Genomic DNA, 16,327 nt, shown 5'->3' on the forward strand with positions numbered 1-16,327 from the left:
GGCAAAGACCAGTCTTATCCAACTCTTATTCATATTTACGCAGAACTATTTATTTCCCAAAATTAATGTCAGGAAAATATCACACTTGATCTCCATATTTCCAGATATGACAATTTCCTTAAGACCTGCCCCCTCTTCGCCTAAGTATTAGAAGATCCAAACTAGCTAGAGTGGATTACTGCTTTTCTAGAAACCATCCCTAATTCCTCTAATTCGCCATCGATGGGCATCACAATGAACACTAACCAACTGCCAGCGCCACAGGGTTTATACAATCCGCAGTTCGAGCACGATGCCTGCGGAGTCGGATTTATCGTGCACATGAAGGGTCAGAAGTCGCACGACATTGTAGAACAGGCATTAACAATCCTGGTGAATCTGGATCACCGCGGTGCGTGCGGTTGCGAGACCAATACCGGAGATGGGGCCGGAGTTTTGATGCAACTGCCCCATAAATTTTTGAGAAAAGTAGCGGCGGCTGAAGGTGTTTCCCTGCCAGAACCCGGCCAATGCGCGGTTGGAATGATTTATACTTCGCCCGATCCGGTTCAGCGAGAAAAGAGCCGCCGGTTGTTTGAGCAGATTGTGACGGAAGAGGGGCAAACCGTCCTGGGATGGCGAGATGTGCCAACGGATAACTCTTCATTAGGGAATACCGCCAAAGCCAGTGAACCATTTATAGAACAGGTGTTCATTCAACGCTCCTCTCATCTTGTAGACGACTTGGCGTTTGAACGGAAGCTGTATGTGATCCGTAAACGATCGCACAATACCATCCGCAATCCCGAAACCGATCCCTGGTGGTATCCCTGCAGTCTCTCCTGCCGCACGATCGTCTATAAGGGAATGCTGATGCCTGTGCAGGTGGGTCAGTACTATCCCGATTTGCATGATCCCGACCTGGAGAGTGCCCTGGCGCTGGTGCATTCTCGCTTCAGTACCAACACCTTCCCCAGTTGGGAGCGTGCCCATCCCTACCGCTACATTGCCCATAATGGGGAAATCAACACCCTGCGCGGCAACATCAACTGGATGCATGCCCGTCAATCCCTGTTTGAGTCCGATCTGTTTGGGGAGGACATTAAAAAGATTAAACCCGTAATCAATATCGACGGCAGTGACTCGCTGATCTTCGACAATGCCCTGGAATTGCTGACTCTGGCAGGACGATCGCTACCCCATGCGATGATGATGATGATTCCCGAACCGTGGACTGCCCACGAATCCATGAGTGACGAGAAGAAAGCCTTCTACGAATATCACTCCTGCCTCATGGAACCCTGGGATGGTCCTGCCTCGATCGCTTTCACTGATGGCACGATGATGGGTGCAGTGCTCGATCGCAATGGTCTACGTCCCTCCCGCTACTACGTCACGAAAGACGATCTGGTGATTATGGCCTCGGAGGCCGGAGTGCTGCCTGTAGAACCGGAGCGAGTGGCGCACAAAGGTCGCCTGCAACCGGGTCGGATGTTCCTGGTGAATATGGAAGAAGGCCGGATCGTTGCCGATGAGGAAATTAAAACCAAGATTGTCACCGAGCATCCCTACCGCGAGTGGATTAATCAGCACATGGTGGAGTTAGCCCAGCTTCCGGAAGCACCAGGGATAGGGGAGCAGGGGTTGGAAATTAGAACACCTAATACCCTCCCTCCCACAACCATTCAACAACAAATCGCCTTTGGCTACACGTTTGAGCAACTGCGGATTCTGCTAGCTCCAATGGCGAAGGATGGGGTGGAAGCGGTCGGTTCAATGGGAGCGGATACGCCGTTAGCGGTACTGTCCGATCGCCCTAAACTGCTCTATGACTACTTCCAGCAACTGTTTGCCCAAGTCACGAATCCGCCGATCGACTGTATTCGGGAAGAAATTATTACTTCGGCAGAAACGACGCTCGGGTCGGAACGGAACCTGCTACAACCAGAGCCGGAAAGCTGTCACCTGATTGAATTGAAAACCCCGATTCTCAGTGATGCGGAGTTGGCAAAGCTGAAGTATGTCAATGAAGATGGATTCAAGTCTATTACCCTACCAATTCTGTTTAATCCTCAAGAAGGCGTGAAAGGGCTGGAGCAATCGCTGGAGCAGATTTTTGCGGCAGCGGATCAGGCGATCGCCGAGGGCTTCAATATTATTATTCTCAGCGATCGAGGTGTGGACAAGAACCATGCGCCCATTCCCGCACTACTGGCAGTTTCCGGGCTGCATCACCACCTGATTCGGGAAGGCACCCGGACTCGTGTGGGACTGGTGCTGGAATCCGGTGAACCCCGAGAAGTGCATCACTTTGCGGTACTGATTGGTTACGGCTGCGGGGCGATTAACCCCTACATGGCCTTTGAAACCCTGGATGACATGATTCAACAGGGCTTACTGGTGGACGTAGATCATAAAACGGCCTGCAAGAATTTCATCAAAGCTGTCACCAAGGGGGTGATCAAAGTCGCCTCCAAGATTGGCATCTCAACCTTGCAGAGCTACCGCGGTGCCCAGATTTTTGAAGCGATCGGCCTCAACCAATCCGTAATCGATAAATACTTCACCTGGACTGCTTCCCGGATTCAGGGTGCCGATCTGGAAGTAATCGCTAAGGAAGCAATTCTGCGACACAGTCATGCTTTCCCGGATCGGGACGTAAACGGTCATACCCTGGATGTCGGCGGCGAATACCAGTGGCGGAAAGAAGGGGAAGCTCACCTGTTCAGCCCGGAGACAATTCATACCCTGCAAAAGGCGGTGCAGACAGGGAATTACGAAACCTACAAGCACTACGCCAGATTGGTGAATGAGCAAAATCAGAAGTTCTTCACCCTGCGCGGATTGCTGGAATTCAAGCCGCGTACTCCCGTTCCTCTAGAAGAGGTGGAACCCATCGAAGCCATCACCCGCCGCTTCAAAACGGGAGCCATGAGTTACGGCTCAATTTCCAAGGAAGCCCACGAAGCCCTGGCGATCGCCATGAACCGTATTGGCGGCAAATCCAATACGGGAGAAGGCGGCGAGGATCCGGAGCGCTATACCTGGACGAACGATCGCGGTGACTCGAAAAACAGTGCCATTAAACAGGTGGCTTCTGGTCGCTTTGGAGTCACCAGTCTCTATCTCTCCCAGGCCAAAGAGATTCAGATCAAGATGGCTCAGGGAGCGAAACCCGGTGAAGGCGGCCAACTTCCTGGTAAGAAAGTCTATCCCTGGATTGCTAAAGTGCGGCACTCGACTCCTGGCGTGGGGCTGATCTCTCCCCCACCCCACCATGACATTTATTCTATTGAAGATCTGGCAGAACTGATTCATGACCTGAAGAACGCCAACCGCAACGCCCGGATTAATGTGAAACTGGTGTCTGAAGTGGGTGTGGGGACGATCGCCGCTGGAGTCGCCAAAGCCCATGCCGATGTGGTGCTGATCTCTGGTTATGATGGCGGTACAGGAGCTTCACCCCAAACGTCCATCAAACACGCTGGATTGCCCTGGGAGTTAGGATTAGCAGAAACCCATCAAACGCTGGTGCTGAATAATCTGCGATCGCGGATTGTTGTGGAAACCGATGGTCAGATGAAGACAGGCCGAGATGTGGTGATTGCTGCCCTGCTGGGAGCCGAAGAGTTTGGCTTCTCCACGGCTCCTCTGGTGACTTTGGGTTGCATCATGATGCGGGTCTGTCACCTGAATACCTGCCCTGCCGGGATTGCTACCCAAAATCCCGAACTGCGAAAGAACTTTATCGGCGATCCAGAGTACACGGTCAACTTCATGAAATTTATTGCACAGGAAGTGCGGGAACTGATGGCCCAACTTGGCTTCCGCAGTCTGGATGAAATGATTGGCCGCACCGATGTGCTGGAGCCGAAGCAAGCGATCGCTCACTGGAAAGCCAAGGGCATTGACCTGTCGAAGATTCTTTATCAGCCGGAAGTCGGCCCGGACGTGGGTCGCTATTGCCAGATTCCTCAAGATCATGGCCTGGAAAAATCCCTCGACATGACGGTGTTGCTGGATCTGTGCAAAGGGGCGATCGAGAAAGGCGAACCCGTCAAAGCCACCTTGCCAATCAAAAACACCAACCGGGTCGTTGGCACCATCCTCGGCAACGAAATCACCAAACGCCACTGGTACGGATTACCGGAAGATACGGTACATCTCCACTTCCAGGGCAGTGCTGGTCAGAGCTTTGGAGCCTTTGTCCCGAAAGGGGTGACGCTGGAACTGGAAGGCGATGCCAATGACTATCTGGGTAAAGGACTGAGCGGTGGCAAGATCATCGTCTATCCCCCCAAAGTCTCGACCTTCGCGGCAGAAGACAACATCATCATCGGTAATGTCGCTTTCTATGGAGCCACCAGCGGTGAAGCTTACATCTCTGGGATTGCCGGAGAACGGTTCTGTGTCCGCAACTCTGGTGTAAATACCGTCGTAGAAGCGGTTGGGGATCACGGCTGCGAATACATGACGGGCGGTAAGGTCGTCGTTCTCGGCCCCACCGGACGTAACTTTGCAGCGGGGATGAGCGGCGGGATCGCTTACATTCTGGATGAAGCAGGCGATTTTGCTACTCGCTGCAATACCTCCATGGTCGGTCTGGAAACCCTGGAAGACCCAGAGGAAATCAGCGAGATCTACCAACTAATCCAGAACCATGTGAACTACACCGGCAGCCGCAAAGGTCAGAAAGTGTTGGATCACTGGGAGGAGATGCGACCCAAGTTCGTGAAAGTCATGCCACGGGATTATAAGCGCGTGTTGCAGGCTCTCAAGAATGCGATCGCCTCTGACCTCAGCGGGGATGAAGCCCTGAATGCCGCCTTTGAAGAAAACATCCGCGATGTCGCCCGCATTGGAGGAAGTTAAATTCCTTGGTAGGGGTGGGTTTCGCACTTAGATGAACGGCAAAGCACAAAGTTGATTTGCCAAACCCGCCCCTACAGCATCTATCAAGAACACAATTTAACTGAGCATTAAATCTTCATCATTCGACGGGAATGAAAAAGCCAGAAAAGGTTAAAGACTTAGAAGAATTTGGACGAGTTCAACTCTCCAAAAGCTTTTTTATGCGGGAGTTTTTGCATTCTGAAATTTCTCAGATTGAAGGCATTCCAAATATCCCTGATGATCCAGATTTAGCGATCGAAGCTGGCAAGAATTTATGTGAAAAGGTCCTTGAACCAATTCAGGATGAACTTGGTAGAATCAGTATTCGCTCTGCTTACCGCTCTTGCGATGTCAATCAACGAGGTAATGAAAAAGGTTACAACTGTGCCAGCAATGAAAAAAATTATGCCGGACACATTTGGGATAAAAGAAATGGTGAATATATCGGTGCAACAGCCTGTGTAATTGTGACTTCCTTTGTTCCTTATTATAAAAAACAAGTGATTGGACAGCACTAGCTTGCTGGATTCATGATCATATCCAAGACTATGCACACATGACTTTTTTCAGGAATTATGCGGCTTTTAATATTAACTGGAACAACAATCCTAAAAATTTAAATTTCATTGACAGTTATGCAGAAAATCCTCTTACAGGGAAAAAGGGCTATTTAACTAAAAAAGGGATGGATAACTTTGAATGTCTTCATAAGGAGAATTACAAAGAATTTATTCAACAATTAAAAGTGAATCAGTAGTAAATGGACATGGAAACTAGAGAGATTAAGATTCGAGTGAATGCAGAAGCGGCCCGTATATTTGAAACTGTTTCAGAAGAACAGCAGCGCAAAATGGAGGCTTTACTGAGTTTGAAACTGAGTGATATGACGCAGCAAAAGCGATCGCTGAAAGATATTATGAGCAACATTAGTCAGAAAGCAAAAGAGCGAGGATTAACACCAGAAATTTTGAATTCTATATTGAATGAAGCGTAAGATGAAAAATCGAACAAACTCTAGTAAATATAAAGTTTTACTTCAACCTGAATTTGCAGCCGATAGTGCCGTAATGATAGCTGTAAATGCAGGAGTTAGACCCGATATAATCACAACCGTGGCTGTTGCAATGATGATTGTAGTTGTCATTCTTACCGTGCCATCTGTGCCTTTCTGGTAAGTATCAAACTTGAAATCGAGTTTATCAACTTTGTTGTTTAGCTGGCCTACCTCACTCCTTAGCTTGCTCACCTCACCCCCTAGCTGCCCCAACTCCTCACTTAGCTCAAGTAATGCTTCTCGAATATCACGATTGTCTGGATTCTCTGGTATTTGCATCACTCTTCTCTCTTGCTCTTAACCTGCTTCTTTAATTAGTTAGCCTAATCCATCCCCTATCTCCCCAAACTATTTCATCCCTCAATCCAAAATCTAAAATCGTAAATCCAAAATCGTACTATGGGCAAACCAACTGGCTTTATCGAATTTCTCCGCGAATTACCTTCAGAAATTGCACCCAGCGATCGCATTCGTAACTGGGATGAATTCCATTTACCCATGCCCGAAGATCGACTGCGGACGCAGGGTGCGCGTTGTATGGACTGTGGCACTCCTTTCTGTCATACCGGAACTGTGATCAGCGGTATGGCCAGCGGTTGTCCCATCCATAACCTGATCCCGGAATGGAATGATCTGGTCTATCGGGGACTCTGGCGGGAAGCCCTCGATCGCCTGCACAAAACCAATAACTTCCCGGAATTCACGGGGCGAGTCTGTCCTGCTCCCTGCGAAGGTTCCTGTGTCCTGGGCATCCACAATCCCCCCGTGACGATTAAAAATATTGAGTACTCGATCGCCGAAAAAGGTTGGGAAGAAGGCTGGATCACTCCCAATCCCCCGGCCAAACGCACCGGCAAGAAAGTGGCGGTGATTGGCTCCGGGCCTGCGGGACTGGCGGCAGCGGCACAACTGAATACCGCAGGCCATGAGGTGACGGTGTATGAACGGGCCGATCGTCCCGGTGGCTTGCTGATGTACGGCATCCCCAACATGAAGTTGGATAAGGAACAGGTGGTGCTGCGCCGTCTGAGAATTCTGGAGCAGGAAGGTGTGAAGTTTGTCTGCAATACCGAAGTAGGGAAAGACCTGCCTGCCGAAACTTTGTTAAAGGAATTTGATGCCGTTGTCCTCTGCATTGGAGCGACCAAACCCCGTGATTTGCCGATCGAAGGCCGCGAGTTGAAAGGGATTCACTTTGCAATGGAATTCCTCACCGCGAATACCAAATCTTTATTGGATCAGCAGCGGGGTGATGATTTTATCTCGGCTGAAGGTAAGGATGTGGTAATTATTGGCGGTGGCGACACGGGAACCGACTGTGTAGGAACCTCCATTCGGCATGGTTGTACCAGTTTAGTGCAGTTAGAAATCATGCCCAAACCCCCGGAAACTCGTGCCCCTGACAACCCCTGGCCGGAATGGCCCAAGATTTACCGGATAGATTACGGTCAGGAAGAGGCGGCGGCTAAGTTTGGTGATGACCCACGGGTATATACGACCACCGCAACCAAATTTGAGGGTGATAAAAACGGTCATGTAAAAGCGGTTCACACCGTTCAGGTGCAGTGGGAACGCAACGAGAAAGACCAATTCATTCCCCAACCCATTCCCGGCACTGAAAAAATTCTCCCCGCCCAACTGGTACTGCTGGCGATGGGCTTCCTGGGGCCAGAACAGCCGCTGATGGATGCGCTGGGACTCGATCGCGACCCCCGCAGCAACATCAAAGCCGACTACGGGAAATATGCTACCACCATTCCCGGCGTGTTTGCCGCTGGTGATTGTCGTCGCGGTCAAAGTTTAGTCGTCTGGGCCTTTAATGAAGGTCGAGAAGCGGCGCGGGAGTGCGATCGCTACCTCATGGGATACACCGATTTACCTTAGAGGATATTGTGTATACTGCTGCACGGCTAACACCAGATCTTCGGGTGTGCCGATATCGAGATAAACTCCTGTCTCGAATACTTCTGTTTCCACCCGCATCCCCGTTGCGATCGCCGCCTGAATCACATCCCCGATCGGCAATTCCTTGCCTGCTTCAGCTTGGCTCTGAGCACTGATGATTAATTCTTGCTCAGCTACATATTCGTGCAAGAACTGAGTAAAGGCAGGAGTCCACACAGCAGCGGCCCACATAAAGCGCAGGTGCGTTTGCCGGGGTTTTTCGATAATCTGCTCAACACAGCCACTGTCTGGATTGAAGTCCACCATGCCTGCTTTTTCAGGGCGATCGCAGGGAAACAGTCCCAACACCACATCCGCCCCTGTGCGAGACTGACGAGCAATCAACCGTACATACACATCGTCTGGCTGCAGCAGAATATCCGGAAATCCCAGCGCTACCCGCGCATTCTGGACAAAGGGATAGGCTTGATCCAGGGTATAGGGCACTCCATAGGGCAACCCCAGCATCAGATAGCCTAGATGCATATCCACCAATTTCCCATCCCCAAAATAGGCAGGCAGATCCCATTTACCCGATCGCAGGATCAAAAAAGCTTTGCGGATTCCGGCCAGACGCATTTTTTCCAGCAGGTAATGGCTGACCACTTTGGGACGTAGTTTGCCCTCTGGCAGCGATCCCAACCCAACAGGATATAACTCTTTACTGAGCGGCAGGGGGGCCAGACGAGTTGCCTGTCCACCACAGGGAATCAGGCCAATTACTTCCATCGGGCTGTTCTCCATTTGGCTCCATACTCCAGATTTTCTACCAACTCCTCTTGTATACAAGCGGTTCGGTGAAACGTCCCTACCTCCCCATCCACCCGCCTCCCCATCCACCCATGTCCCCCTAACCCAGTAAGATGAATTAGTGGAACTTTGGAGCCAGATCAGATTGTTAGCTGCACTATTGTACGGTCAGGAAGATTTACGGTTAGAGCAAGTTCCAGATCCCTCTCCTGCGGCTGGAGAAGTGGTGATCCGGGTGAACGCGGCTACCACCTGTGGCACCGATCTAAAAGTCTGGCGGAGAGGAGGACATGCGAAGATGCTGAAACCTCCTACCCTGTTTGGTCATGAAGCCGCTGGCACGATTGTCGCGTTGGGGGCAGGGGTAACAGGTTGGCAAGTGGGCGACCGCGTGGTGGCCAATAACTCGGCACCCTGCCTCAACTGTTTTTTCTGTCGAAAGCAAGAATATTCTCTCTGCCAGAATTTGCTGTTCAACAATGGCACCTTTGCAGAATACCTGAAGATTCCTGCCCCGATCGTACAGCAAAACTTGTTACCCCTTCCCGATCATCTGCCCTTCGCCCTGGCATCCATGACGGAGCCACTGGCCTGCGTGCTGCATGGGGCGGCGCGTGCCAATGTTAAACCAGGCGATCGGGTCGTGATATTGGGGGATGGAGCTATTGGTTTAATGTTTGTGGCAGCATTAGCTTCTGGATTAGCAGAGTGGAGCCAGGAGTCAATTCGTCAATCTCCCTTGACAGAAGTGTTCCTGTTTGGTGGCAATGACCAGCGGCTCCAAATTGGAGAGAAGTTGGGAGCTGTAAAAACCTTCAACTATAAGCAGGTCGAAGACGTTCCCGGTCTGGTCAAACAATTAACCGATGGTTGGGGGGCCGATGTGGTCATCGAAGCGACGGGGATTCCCTCGGTTTGGGAATTGGCGATCGCCTGCGCCCGTCCGGGAGCTACCGTCAACTTATTCGGCGGCTGTCCGCGAGATTCCACCATCACGGTCAATACCGACCAACTTCACTACAGCGAACTTACATTAAAGGGAGTTTTTCACAACACCCCGCAATACGTCCGGGCCGCCCTGAACCTGTTAGCCAGTCGCACTTTATCCCTGGAATTATTACTCAGTGGCGAACAACCCCTGACCGAACTGGGCAATGTGTTTGAAGCCATGAAGCAGCGGCAGGTAGTGAAAGTGGCGATCGTTCCTGAGTAAATAGTGGATAGTGGCTAGGGTAAAACTGTCGTCTGTCTCTGATCATTCGTCATTGGCAAAAGCCAATTCAAAACTTAAAGCTCACTCCCCCTACCGCTGTTTCCCCGTCCTGGTCTTAGCTGGAGCAGCAGGTGGACTTTCAATGACTAATTTGCCATCCACGACAGAAATTTTTCCACCCAGGGCTTCAATTTGTTGTTTAGCTCGCTCCTGGGTTTGCTTGTCGCCGATCGCTGCCGCTTGTTGATAGATAGTGGCCCAGGAGGCAATGCGGACAGGTTTACTGTTGGGATCCTTCTTCAGGAAATCAGCCGTTTGCTCAAACAGGAGGGCATATTCGGCATACGGAGTGCCTTCAACCCATTTCGCCGCCATTTGTAAGGAATGAATTGCTCCTGGAATATCTCCCAACAACAATAATTGATCCAGACTCATAAATCGCCAAACCTGGAAGGCTTTGGGATTAATGTGGGGTGACAGGGTTTTGGTTCCCCGCTGCATGAGACTAATGGCTAATTCTGGTTGACCAAGCTGATAAGAAATGCTTCCTGAAAGAAACAGATAAGCCTCCACAAAGCGGGGATCTAGCTGAGTAATGATGTCGAAATACTGGGGACTGAGAGAAAAGCCGGTTTTTTCGCGGGCTGGGTCATCCCCAAAATATTGCAGAAAATTGAGAAACGTCCAATCGGCCAACACATTATCAAAGCCAAAACTGGGTGATTGCTTCAGCAGGGCCAACCGTAGGGCTTCCTGCCGCTCAGCCTGCTTAGGATTTTCTACCCATTGAGATGGACGATCGAGCTGAGATCGCTGCATCCAAACAACTCCAGCTAAAGCGGCAACAGCGATCGTACCGGTAACTAACGAGCTAATCCAACTTTTGGTGCCACGCGACGAAGATGTCATACACCCTGCCTGCCAAGACATATTAATCAATAAACTAGTCTGTATCAGCGAAGCCAGCATTAAGGCTTCCACCAGACGTAATCAATCTTCAATTTTCATAAAAGCGAGATAAAATAAATTCAGCAAAATTTATGTGAACACCCCTAGTCGAAATTGAAAATCTCTGGTTAGATTGTCGTAAAGACTTTCTCCAGTCTATCCCTTTAGTTAGAGTGCGTTATAAGTAGTTAGAGTGCTTCAGTGGCTTAACATCCAAGACAATCGGTGAACTGTCATCTGCTTTATAGATTGACAGCCAATCGCAAGCGTATTGTGATGTAGCTGGCTAGTGATTACCAACCTGGCAGAGACCGTCATCTCCTCTCTGGCTTTTTCTGTAAACCTGAGTAGTGGTAGCAAATCCGGTTTCGAGGGTATTAAGTTGTCAATGGCAGTGTGAGGCGTGCTCTACAGTCCCTGCAGCAAGCTGAATTTTCAACTCTCATATAGTTAATTCAATGAACCGAACTCCGAAGCGTCTTTCCCTCCCTAAATTGGCATTATTTGGAGGAGCAGTTGCGGCTACTGCCGCGGTATTTTTGTTTGGCCCAGGTTTAGGTCGTGTCCGAGCTGCTCTTCAAGACAGTCCTAAGGCCGTCTTGGACGAGGCATGGCAGATTGTTAACCGGGAATATGTGGACGGTAATTTCAATCATGTAGATTGGCAGGCAACGCGACAGTCTTTATTAAGTAAGAACTACACATCCAAAAAGGATGCCTATCAGGCACTGCGGAAAGCCTTGGAGCAACTTGGAGATCCCTATACTCGCTTCATGGATCCGGCTCAATATCGATCGCTGACAGATCAAACCTCTGGGGAACTCTCTGGAGTAGGGATTCGTTTAGAAGTTAATGAAAAGACCAAAGTGCTAACGGTTGTGGAACCAATCGAGAATTCTCCGGCCCTAAAAGCGGGACTTAAGCCGGGAGATCGTATCCTATCCATTAACGGTAAATCCACCAAAGGAATGACCGTTGAGGATGCATCCAATCTCATTCGGGGCGATGTTGGAACCCAGGTGAACCTAAAAATTCGTAGGCCAGGAACTACAGATTTCACCCTAGCCTTGACCCGTGCCCGGATTGAATTACCTACGGTACGGTATTCGCTCAACCAGGAAGGTACTCGACGCATTGGCTATATTCGCTTGAATGAATTTAGCTCTCATGCCGCTGAACAGATGCGGAAGGCGATCAAGAGCTTAACCGAGCAAAAAGTTGATGGATTTGTCCTGGACTTACGGGGGAATCCCGGTGGCCTCCTGCAAGCCAGTGTGGAAATTAGCCGCATGTGGATGGATCAGGGAGCGATCGTGCGCACGGTCGATCGCAAGGGTAAGAGTGAAGAGATTACCAATAACCAAACTGCAATGACCAAGCTACCCCTGGTCGTTCTGGTAGATGGCAATTCTGCTAGTTCTAGTGAGATTTTGACAGGAGCTTTGAAAGACAATGGACGGGCTACGATTGTGGGCAGTCAGACCTTTGGTAAAGCACTTGTGCAGTCTGTCCATAACCTATCGGACGGTTCCGGTCTGGCTGTGACGATCGCTCACTACTACACCCCCAAAGGGATAGATATTAGCCATAAGGGAATTTCCCCCGATATTAAAATTGACTTGACCGAGCAGGATCGGAAGCGATTGGCGTCTAATCCTAAACTATTGGCAACTCCCCAAGACCCTCAATATGCGGGTGCAATTTCTGAGCTAGAAAGAATTATCCTGGCTCAGCCTCAACGCCCCAACCTCGAAAAGCAAGCGATTAACCTGGAAAAATAAAGCTCGAGACGTTCCGGCGGAATATCTCGAGCGGTAATTATCCGAAATTAAGACCCTTTTTCTCTAAGCTGGCTCACGAGATGCCGTAGCTCTGGCAGGATCAGGTTTTCCATCGCCAGAGCTACGGCTTTTGTGGAACCAGGAATGGCAAAGATCAGTTGACTATTGATCGTTCCTGCAATGGCACGGGAGGCGATCGCTCGTGATCCAATTTCCTGGTAACTCAACATGCGAAAGAGTTCACCAAATCCTGGCAGGGTTTTTTCTAACAGCGCAACGACCGCATCGTAAGTGGTGTCTCTGGGAGCGATTCCCGTGCCCCCATTGAGAATCAATACATCCACGTCAGGCTGTTGCTTGAGTGTCTGAATTTGAGCCTGAATTTGGGCGGGTTCATCTTTGACCAGCGTATAAACCTGGATCCGATGTCCGGCGGCTGTCAGCAGCTGTTGGATAAGTTGACCACTGCGATCGTCCTGCAGTGTCCGGCTATCACTTACGGTCACGACAGCACAACCGACGGCAAACTCTATAGCATCGGGATGGGGAATAGCCATCATAGCTTAGGACTTCGTAAATCCTAGTCCGTGTTCTTCTGCATACCGTTCCATAAAGCGCATGAACCGATCCCATTGTTCTACTGATTTAATCAAATAGGTCGCTTCAATGGCTTCTGGTTGACCATTGATAAACTTCGCTTTCACTTCCCGGGTGCTAATTTCCCCTTCCTCGTCAATCAAGTACATCCCCGTGATGCTTTCAGTGTTGCTGTTGCTGAGCGCTTTGGGATTTTGGAAGTAAAAGGTCGCTGTACCATTGCTGCCATCACGTGAACGAGTTAGGCGAACGTCAGGAATTACCTCTTCGTCAATCCCTCTGGAAAACTGAATTTGAGCCATAGTTCTATGTGCGGTTGCCGATTTACAAAATGTTGATGTCTCTTCATCATCTCATACGACATTAACTAACCTTAATCAAAGCGGTATTTTGTAGAAACATTCCGCCGGAACATTGCTACAAATTGATCGAACGGTTTCCTCACCCCTCACCCTTCCCTGAGAACAATGAGCTAAACTATTGAGCAGGCGATTGCAACGCGCTTGCATCTGGTTTATTGGTGAAGTACTTCTTTTTATCGGACGGCTGGATTGTCGGTCGGGTATGGGAACTGGGAGGGCTGTGGAATGAGAGCGGTTGGCGGCGTAAACCGCACATCCAGCAGATGCATCTTTGTATTTGGGAGAATGGGGAACAACTTTGGCTATACCGAGTTGAGGATGCCGTTCTAATGGTGGAAGTCAAACCCGGTGAGGGAATTGACGTTGAAGCTGCTGCCAAGAATATTGGTCAAGTCGTTCTTAAAAGACTGATGACTGCCGATCAGGTGCTCGATCGCCTCTGCTCTTCTACAAAACCTACCCAACCCTCCTAGAAACGTTTTGCAATAATTGCTCTACTGCAATGCGACTGATTGTCGTAACAGGACAACTCGACGACTATCCACAATAGTAGCCCAAAAGCCACGATCGCTGAGAGCCTGAAGCGTTATGTGGGCGGCATTTTGATCCGTTGTATAGATAGCCAGGAGGTAAGGGCGCTGACCATAAGATACGACTCCAATCGGCCTACCCAGCAGCTGTTGCACTCTAGTAGCTAGTTCCGGTTGATTAAAGTAATCAACCAAGACTGCATATCCGGGGCCTAGCGGTTTAGGATTGTACCCGGTCGATAAATTGGCAGATGATTGGGTAGCGGTTTGAGCAGGTTCAACTGGCTTAGTCCCACCAGGAGAGGGGAGAGTTGATGCCTGTCCTGGGGTTCCAGAGACTGGGTTTGGAGACGCAGGGGTTTCTGCAGGACGAGCTACAAAGGCTGCCAATCCTGTGGTATCGGTGATGTAGCGCGCCCAGGCATTCGCCCGCTCTACGGTTCTAAAACCACCAACCCGCGTCACTGTGTCATTCAGATAGTTACATATTGCTACTGATGTATTCGGTGGTAGTAACTGCTTCACCTGGGTTTGACTATCAGAAGTGCGAGTGACGACCAGTAATAAATACTCCCCTGACGCAGGAGGTTGGCAGGCCAAATTCTGATTGGCCGATGAACTACCCGGTGAGGGAACTGGCAAAGGTTGTGATTGAACCATCAGCCCAAAACTCAGAATCAACGGAGGCATCATCAGGGCTGAACAAAACCAACCTGTGATTCTTTGAATACTTAAATCCATACACCGATATGGGGGGTGTCAGGTCTGATGTAGGATGCGTTACGCTGTGCTCACACATCCTACGGAATACAAGGGTCTTCAGTTTTTATTCCTAAGCTGCAGGAACGAGAGAGGCCAGAGGTTGCGGAATACTGTCTGAAGGAGCTTGAAACTCTCCGGTCAGCACAAACTCCAGGCGCAACTTTAGCCAGGTAATAAACTGAGGATTCGTGGAAATAATGGCACTGGCGGGTTGGGGGCATTTTGCTTTTACAGAGGCCAGTTCAGGAGCTTCCAAGAAAGCAGGTTGGTGGACTAACCAGAAGTCGATTTCTTTTTCCTGTTCCTGGTAGTGACGAGTCCGCTCCTTCAAAACTTCTTCCAGGGGTTCCTCGTTGATGAATCGCTGACTAGCCAGCACATAGTAATAGGTCTGCATAACGCTGAGTTTTGAAAAGGTCTAAGGGTTGAGTTACAAACTCTGATTTTATCGAGAGAGCGATCGCCTTGAGAGACTAATTCACAACTCATAACTTAGGGGGTCGGGGATCAAGGATGGGGGATTGGGGGATTTATAACTCTCCCCTGATGGCTTGTTTCATTTCCCGGACGGCACGTTCCATTCCGACGAGAGCGGCACGACTGATAATGGTGTGGCCGATATTCAGTTCTTCCATTCCTGGTAGGCAGGCCACAGGATAGACATTCCAGTAGGTGAGGCCGTGACCTGCATTCACCCGTAAGCCAAAGGCGAGCGCCCGTTTACAACCCTCTTCCAAGATTTTCAACTCTTTCTGTTGTTCCGATTCTCTTTTCGCTTCGGCATACTGGCCCGTGTGTAATTCAATAAATTTGGCTCCCACCAACGCTGATGCATCAATTTGTTTCTCATCTGCATCAATAAATAGACTGACGGGAATTCCAGCTCGTTGCAGTTCATTGACCACCTGAGCCATCCGCCCAACCTGTCCCGCAACATCCAATCCCCCTTCGGTGGTTACTTCTTCCCGTCGTTCGGGAACCAGAGTCACGTAATCGGGTTTGATGTCCAGGGCGATCGCCACCATTTCATCGGTTGCGGCCATCTCAAGGTTCAGGTGAGTTCGCACCGTTTGCCGCAGCAAGCGCACATCCCGGTCTTGAATGTGTCTCCGGTCTTCTCGCAGATGCACCGTAATGCCATCAGCTCCAGCTAACTCTGCCAGGACAGCCGCCGCGACTGGGTCTGGTTCGACAGTACGGCGGGCTTGTCGGATGGTTGCAATGTGGTCAATGTTGACACCCAGTGTAGGCAATGAAGTTCTCCCAGGAACGCGATCGCCTTGATTGTAACTGGTAAGGGAGGGGGACAGGGGTTAGTGGATAATTAAGAGGAACACCAGCCCTCAAGCAGCCAGTCCCTCCAACAAGCGCTATTTGTATAGCATTGTATGATCCTCCCACCTGACTTAATTGTTAGAGGCTCAAGATTGTGCAGAGTTCTTGCAACAGAAGAAACTATCGAAATCAGTGAACCGTTCATCAAATCAATTGTCATCCACCTCTTAGAATGAATT

At 49.9% G+C, this 16,327-nt stretch carries 15 protein-coding genes; 7 read left to right on the forward strand and 8 right to left on the reverse strand.

What is annotated here, in order from left to right:
• Window positions 1–234: 234 nt before the first annotated feature.
• The 3 genes from gltB (at window position 235) to ACUVQO_RS18670 (ending at window position 5,866) form a co-directional block, all read left to right on the forward strand.
• Complete coding sequence (gene gltB / locus ACUVQO_RS18660; RefSeq protein ID WP_445927336.1) at window positions 235–4,851, forward strand: glutamate synthase large subunit; 4,617 nt, start codon at window positions 235–237, stop codon at window positions 4,849–4,851.
• Window positions 4,852–4,982: 131 nt separating this feature from the next.
• A complete protein-coding gene (locus ACUVQO_RS18665) occupies window positions 4,983–5,390 on the forward strand; it encodes a hypothetical protein (protein WP_445927337.1) in 408 nt (135 codons plus the stop codon).
• 248 nt (window positions 5,391–5,638) lie between these two features.
• Entirely contained in the window at window positions 5,639–5,866 is a 228-nt protein-coding gene (locus ACUVQO_RS18670; RefSeq protein ID WP_445927338.1) for a hypothetical protein, read from the forward strand.
• 42 nt (window positions 5,867–5,908) lie between these two features.
• Here ACUVQO_RS18670 and ACUVQO_RS18675 read toward each other — a convergent pair whose 3' ends face one another.
• On the reverse strand, window positions 5,909–6,205 hold the full coding sequence (locus ACUVQO_RS18675) for a hypothetical protein (RefSeq protein WP_445927339.1): 297 nt from the start codon (window positions 6,203–6,205) through the stop codon (window positions 5,909–5,911).
• A 120-nt stretch (window positions 6,206–6,325) separates the two neighbouring features.
• Between ACUVQO_RS18675 and ACUVQO_RS18680 the strand changes: the two genes are divergently transcribed.
• Window positions 6,326–7,810: a glutamate synthase subunit beta gene (locus tag ACUVQO_RS18680; RefSeq protein WP_445927340.1), complete on the forward strand. Its 1,485-nt coding sequence runs from the start codon at window positions 6,326–6,328 to the stop codon at window positions 7,808–7,810.
• On the opposite strand, the gene ACUVQO_RS18685 is transcribed toward ACUVQO_RS18680, so the two are convergent.
• Complete coding sequence (locus ACUVQO_RS18685; RefSeq protein WP_445927341.1) at window positions 7,802–8,614, reverse strand: sugar phosphate nucleotidyltransferase; 813 nt, start codon at window positions 8,612–8,614, stop codon at window positions 7,802–7,804. The genes ACUVQO_RS18680 and ACUVQO_RS18685 overlap by 9 nt on opposite strands.
• A 151-nt stretch (window positions 8,615–8,765) precedes the next feature.
• Between ACUVQO_RS18685 and ACUVQO_RS18690 the strand changes: the two genes are divergently transcribed.
• On the forward strand, window positions 8,766–9,833 hold the full coding sequence (locus ACUVQO_RS18690) for a zinc-dependent alcohol dehydrogenase (protein WP_445927342.1): 1,068 nt from the start codon (window positions 8,766–8,768) through the stop codon (window positions 9,831–9,833).
• A gap of 90 nt (window positions 9,834–9,923) precedes the next feature.
• Here ACUVQO_RS18690 and ACUVQO_RS18695 read toward each other — a convergent pair whose 3' ends face one another.
• Window positions 9,924–10,742 (reverse strand): tetratricopeptide repeat protein, encoded by an 819-nt coding sequence (locus ACUVQO_RS18695; protein WP_445927343.1) that lies wholly within the window; start codon window positions 10,740–10,742, stop codon window positions 9,924–9,926.
• 497 nt (window positions 10,743–11,239) lie between these two features.
• On the opposite strand from ACUVQO_RS18695, the gene ctpB reads away from it, so the two are divergent.
• Window positions 11,240–12,562, forward strand: a complete 1,323-nt coding sequence (gene ctpB / locus ACUVQO_RS18700) for a carboxyl-terminal processing protease CtpB (protein WP_445927344.1) — start codon at window positions 11,240–11,242, stop codon at window positions 12,560–12,562.
• 47 nt (window positions 12,563–12,609) lie between these two features.
• On the opposite strand, the gene ACUVQO_RS18705 is transcribed toward ctpB, so the two are convergent.
• Together ACUVQO_RS18705 and psb28 are read right to left on the reverse strand one after the other, a co-directional pair.
• Window positions 12,610–13,122 carry a MogA/MoaB family molybdenum cofactor biosynthesis protein gene (locus ACUVQO_RS18705; RefSeq protein WP_445927345.1) on the reverse strand — a complete coding sequence of 171 codons (513 nt, stop codon included), beginning with the start codon at window positions 13,120–13,122 and terminating at the stop codon, window positions 12,610–12,612.
• Between the two features lie 3 nt (window positions 13,123–13,125).
• Window positions 13,126–13,461 (reverse strand): photosystem II reaction center protein Psb28, encoded by a 336-nt coding sequence (gene psb28 / locus ACUVQO_RS18710; RefSeq protein WP_445927346.1) that lies wholly within the window; start codon window positions 13,459–13,461, stop codon window positions 13,126–13,128.
• Window positions 13,462–13,679: 218 nt separating this feature from the next.
• On the opposite strand from psb28, the gene ACUVQO_RS18715 reads away from it, so the two are divergent.
• Window positions 13,680–13,994, forward strand: coding sequence for a hypothetical protein (locus tag ACUVQO_RS18715; RefSeq protein WP_445927347.1), 315 nt, complete (start codon window positions 13,680–13,682; stop codon window positions 13,992–13,994).
• 21 nt (window positions 13,995–14,015) lie between these two features.
• Here ACUVQO_RS18715 and ACUVQO_RS18720 read toward each other — a convergent pair whose 3' ends face one another.
• The 3 genes from ACUVQO_RS18720 to ACUVQO_RS18730 form a co-directional block, all read right to left on the reverse strand.
• Window positions 14,016–14,711, reverse strand: coding sequence for a hypothetical protein (locus ACUVQO_RS18720; RefSeq protein ID WP_445927348.1), 696 nt, complete (start codon window positions 14,709–14,711; stop codon window positions 14,016–14,018).
• Between the two features lie 172 nt (window positions 14,712–14,883).
• Complete coding sequence (locus tag ACUVQO_RS18725) at window positions 14,884–15,210, reverse strand: MgPME-cyclase complex family protein (RefSeq protein ID WP_445927349.1); 327 nt, start codon at window positions 15,208–15,210, stop codon at window positions 14,884–14,886.
• Window positions 15,211–15,343: 133 nt separating this feature from the next.
• Complete coding sequence (locus ACUVQO_RS18730) at window positions 15,344–16,066, reverse strand: pyridoxine 5'-phosphate synthase (RefSeq protein WP_445927350.1); 723 nt, start codon at window positions 16,064–16,066, stop codon at window positions 15,344–15,346.
• Window positions 16,067–16,327: the final 261 nt, after the last annotated feature.

The sequence above is a fragment of the Leptodesmis sp. genome, assembly GCF_052746595.1.

Bases quoted from the DNA above. Each gene is read 5' to 3' on its own strand.
- ACUVQO_RS18720 (WP_445927348.1), bottom strand. From the start codon at position 14,711: ATGGTTCAATCACAACCTTTGCCAGTTCCCTCACCGGGTAGTTCATCG.
- gltB (WP_445927336.1), top strand. From the start codon at position 235: ATGAACACTAACCAACTGCCAGCGCCACAGGGTTTATACAATCCGCAG.
- ACUVQO_RS18670 (WP_445927338.1), top strand. From the start codon at position 5,639: ATGGAAACTAGAGAGATTAAGATTCGAGTGAATGCAGAAGCGGCCCGT.
- ACUVQO_RS18695 (WP_445927343.1), bottom strand. From the start codon at position 10,742: ATGACATCTTCGTCGCGTGGCACCAAAAGTTGGATTAGCTCGTTAGTT.
- ACUVQO_RS18725 (WP_445927349.1), bottom strand. From the start codon at position 15,210: ATGCAGACCTATTACTATGTGCTGGCTAGTCAGCGATTCATCAACGAG.
- ACUVQO_RS18685 (WP_445927341.1), bottom strand. From the start codon at position 8,614: ATGGAGAACAGCCCGATGGAAGTAATTGGCCTGATTCCCTGTGGTGGA.
- ACUVQO_RS18675 (WP_445927339.1), bottom strand. From the start codon at position 6,205: ATGCAAATACCAGAGAATCCAGACAATCGTGATATTCGAGAAGCATTA.
- psb28 (WP_445927346.1), bottom strand. From the start codon at position 13,461: ATGGCTCAAATTCAGTTTTCCAGAGGGATTGACGAAGAGGTAATTCCT.
- ACUVQO_RS18705 (WP_445927345.1), bottom strand. From the start codon at position 13,122: ATGATGGCTATTCCCCATCCCGATGCTATAGAGTTTGCCGTCGGTTGT.
- ctpB (WP_445927344.1), top strand. From the start codon at position 11,240: ATGAACCGAACTCCGAAGCGTCTTTCCCTCCCTAAATTGGCATTATTT.
- ACUVQO_RS18680 (WP_445927340.1), top strand. From the start codon at position 6,326: ATGGGCAAACCAACTGGCTTTATCGAATTTCTCCGCGAATTACCTTCA.
- ACUVQO_RS18665 (WP_445927337.1), top strand. From the start codon at position 4,983: ATGAAAAAGCCAGAAAAGGTTAAAGACTTAGAAGAATTTGGACGAGTT.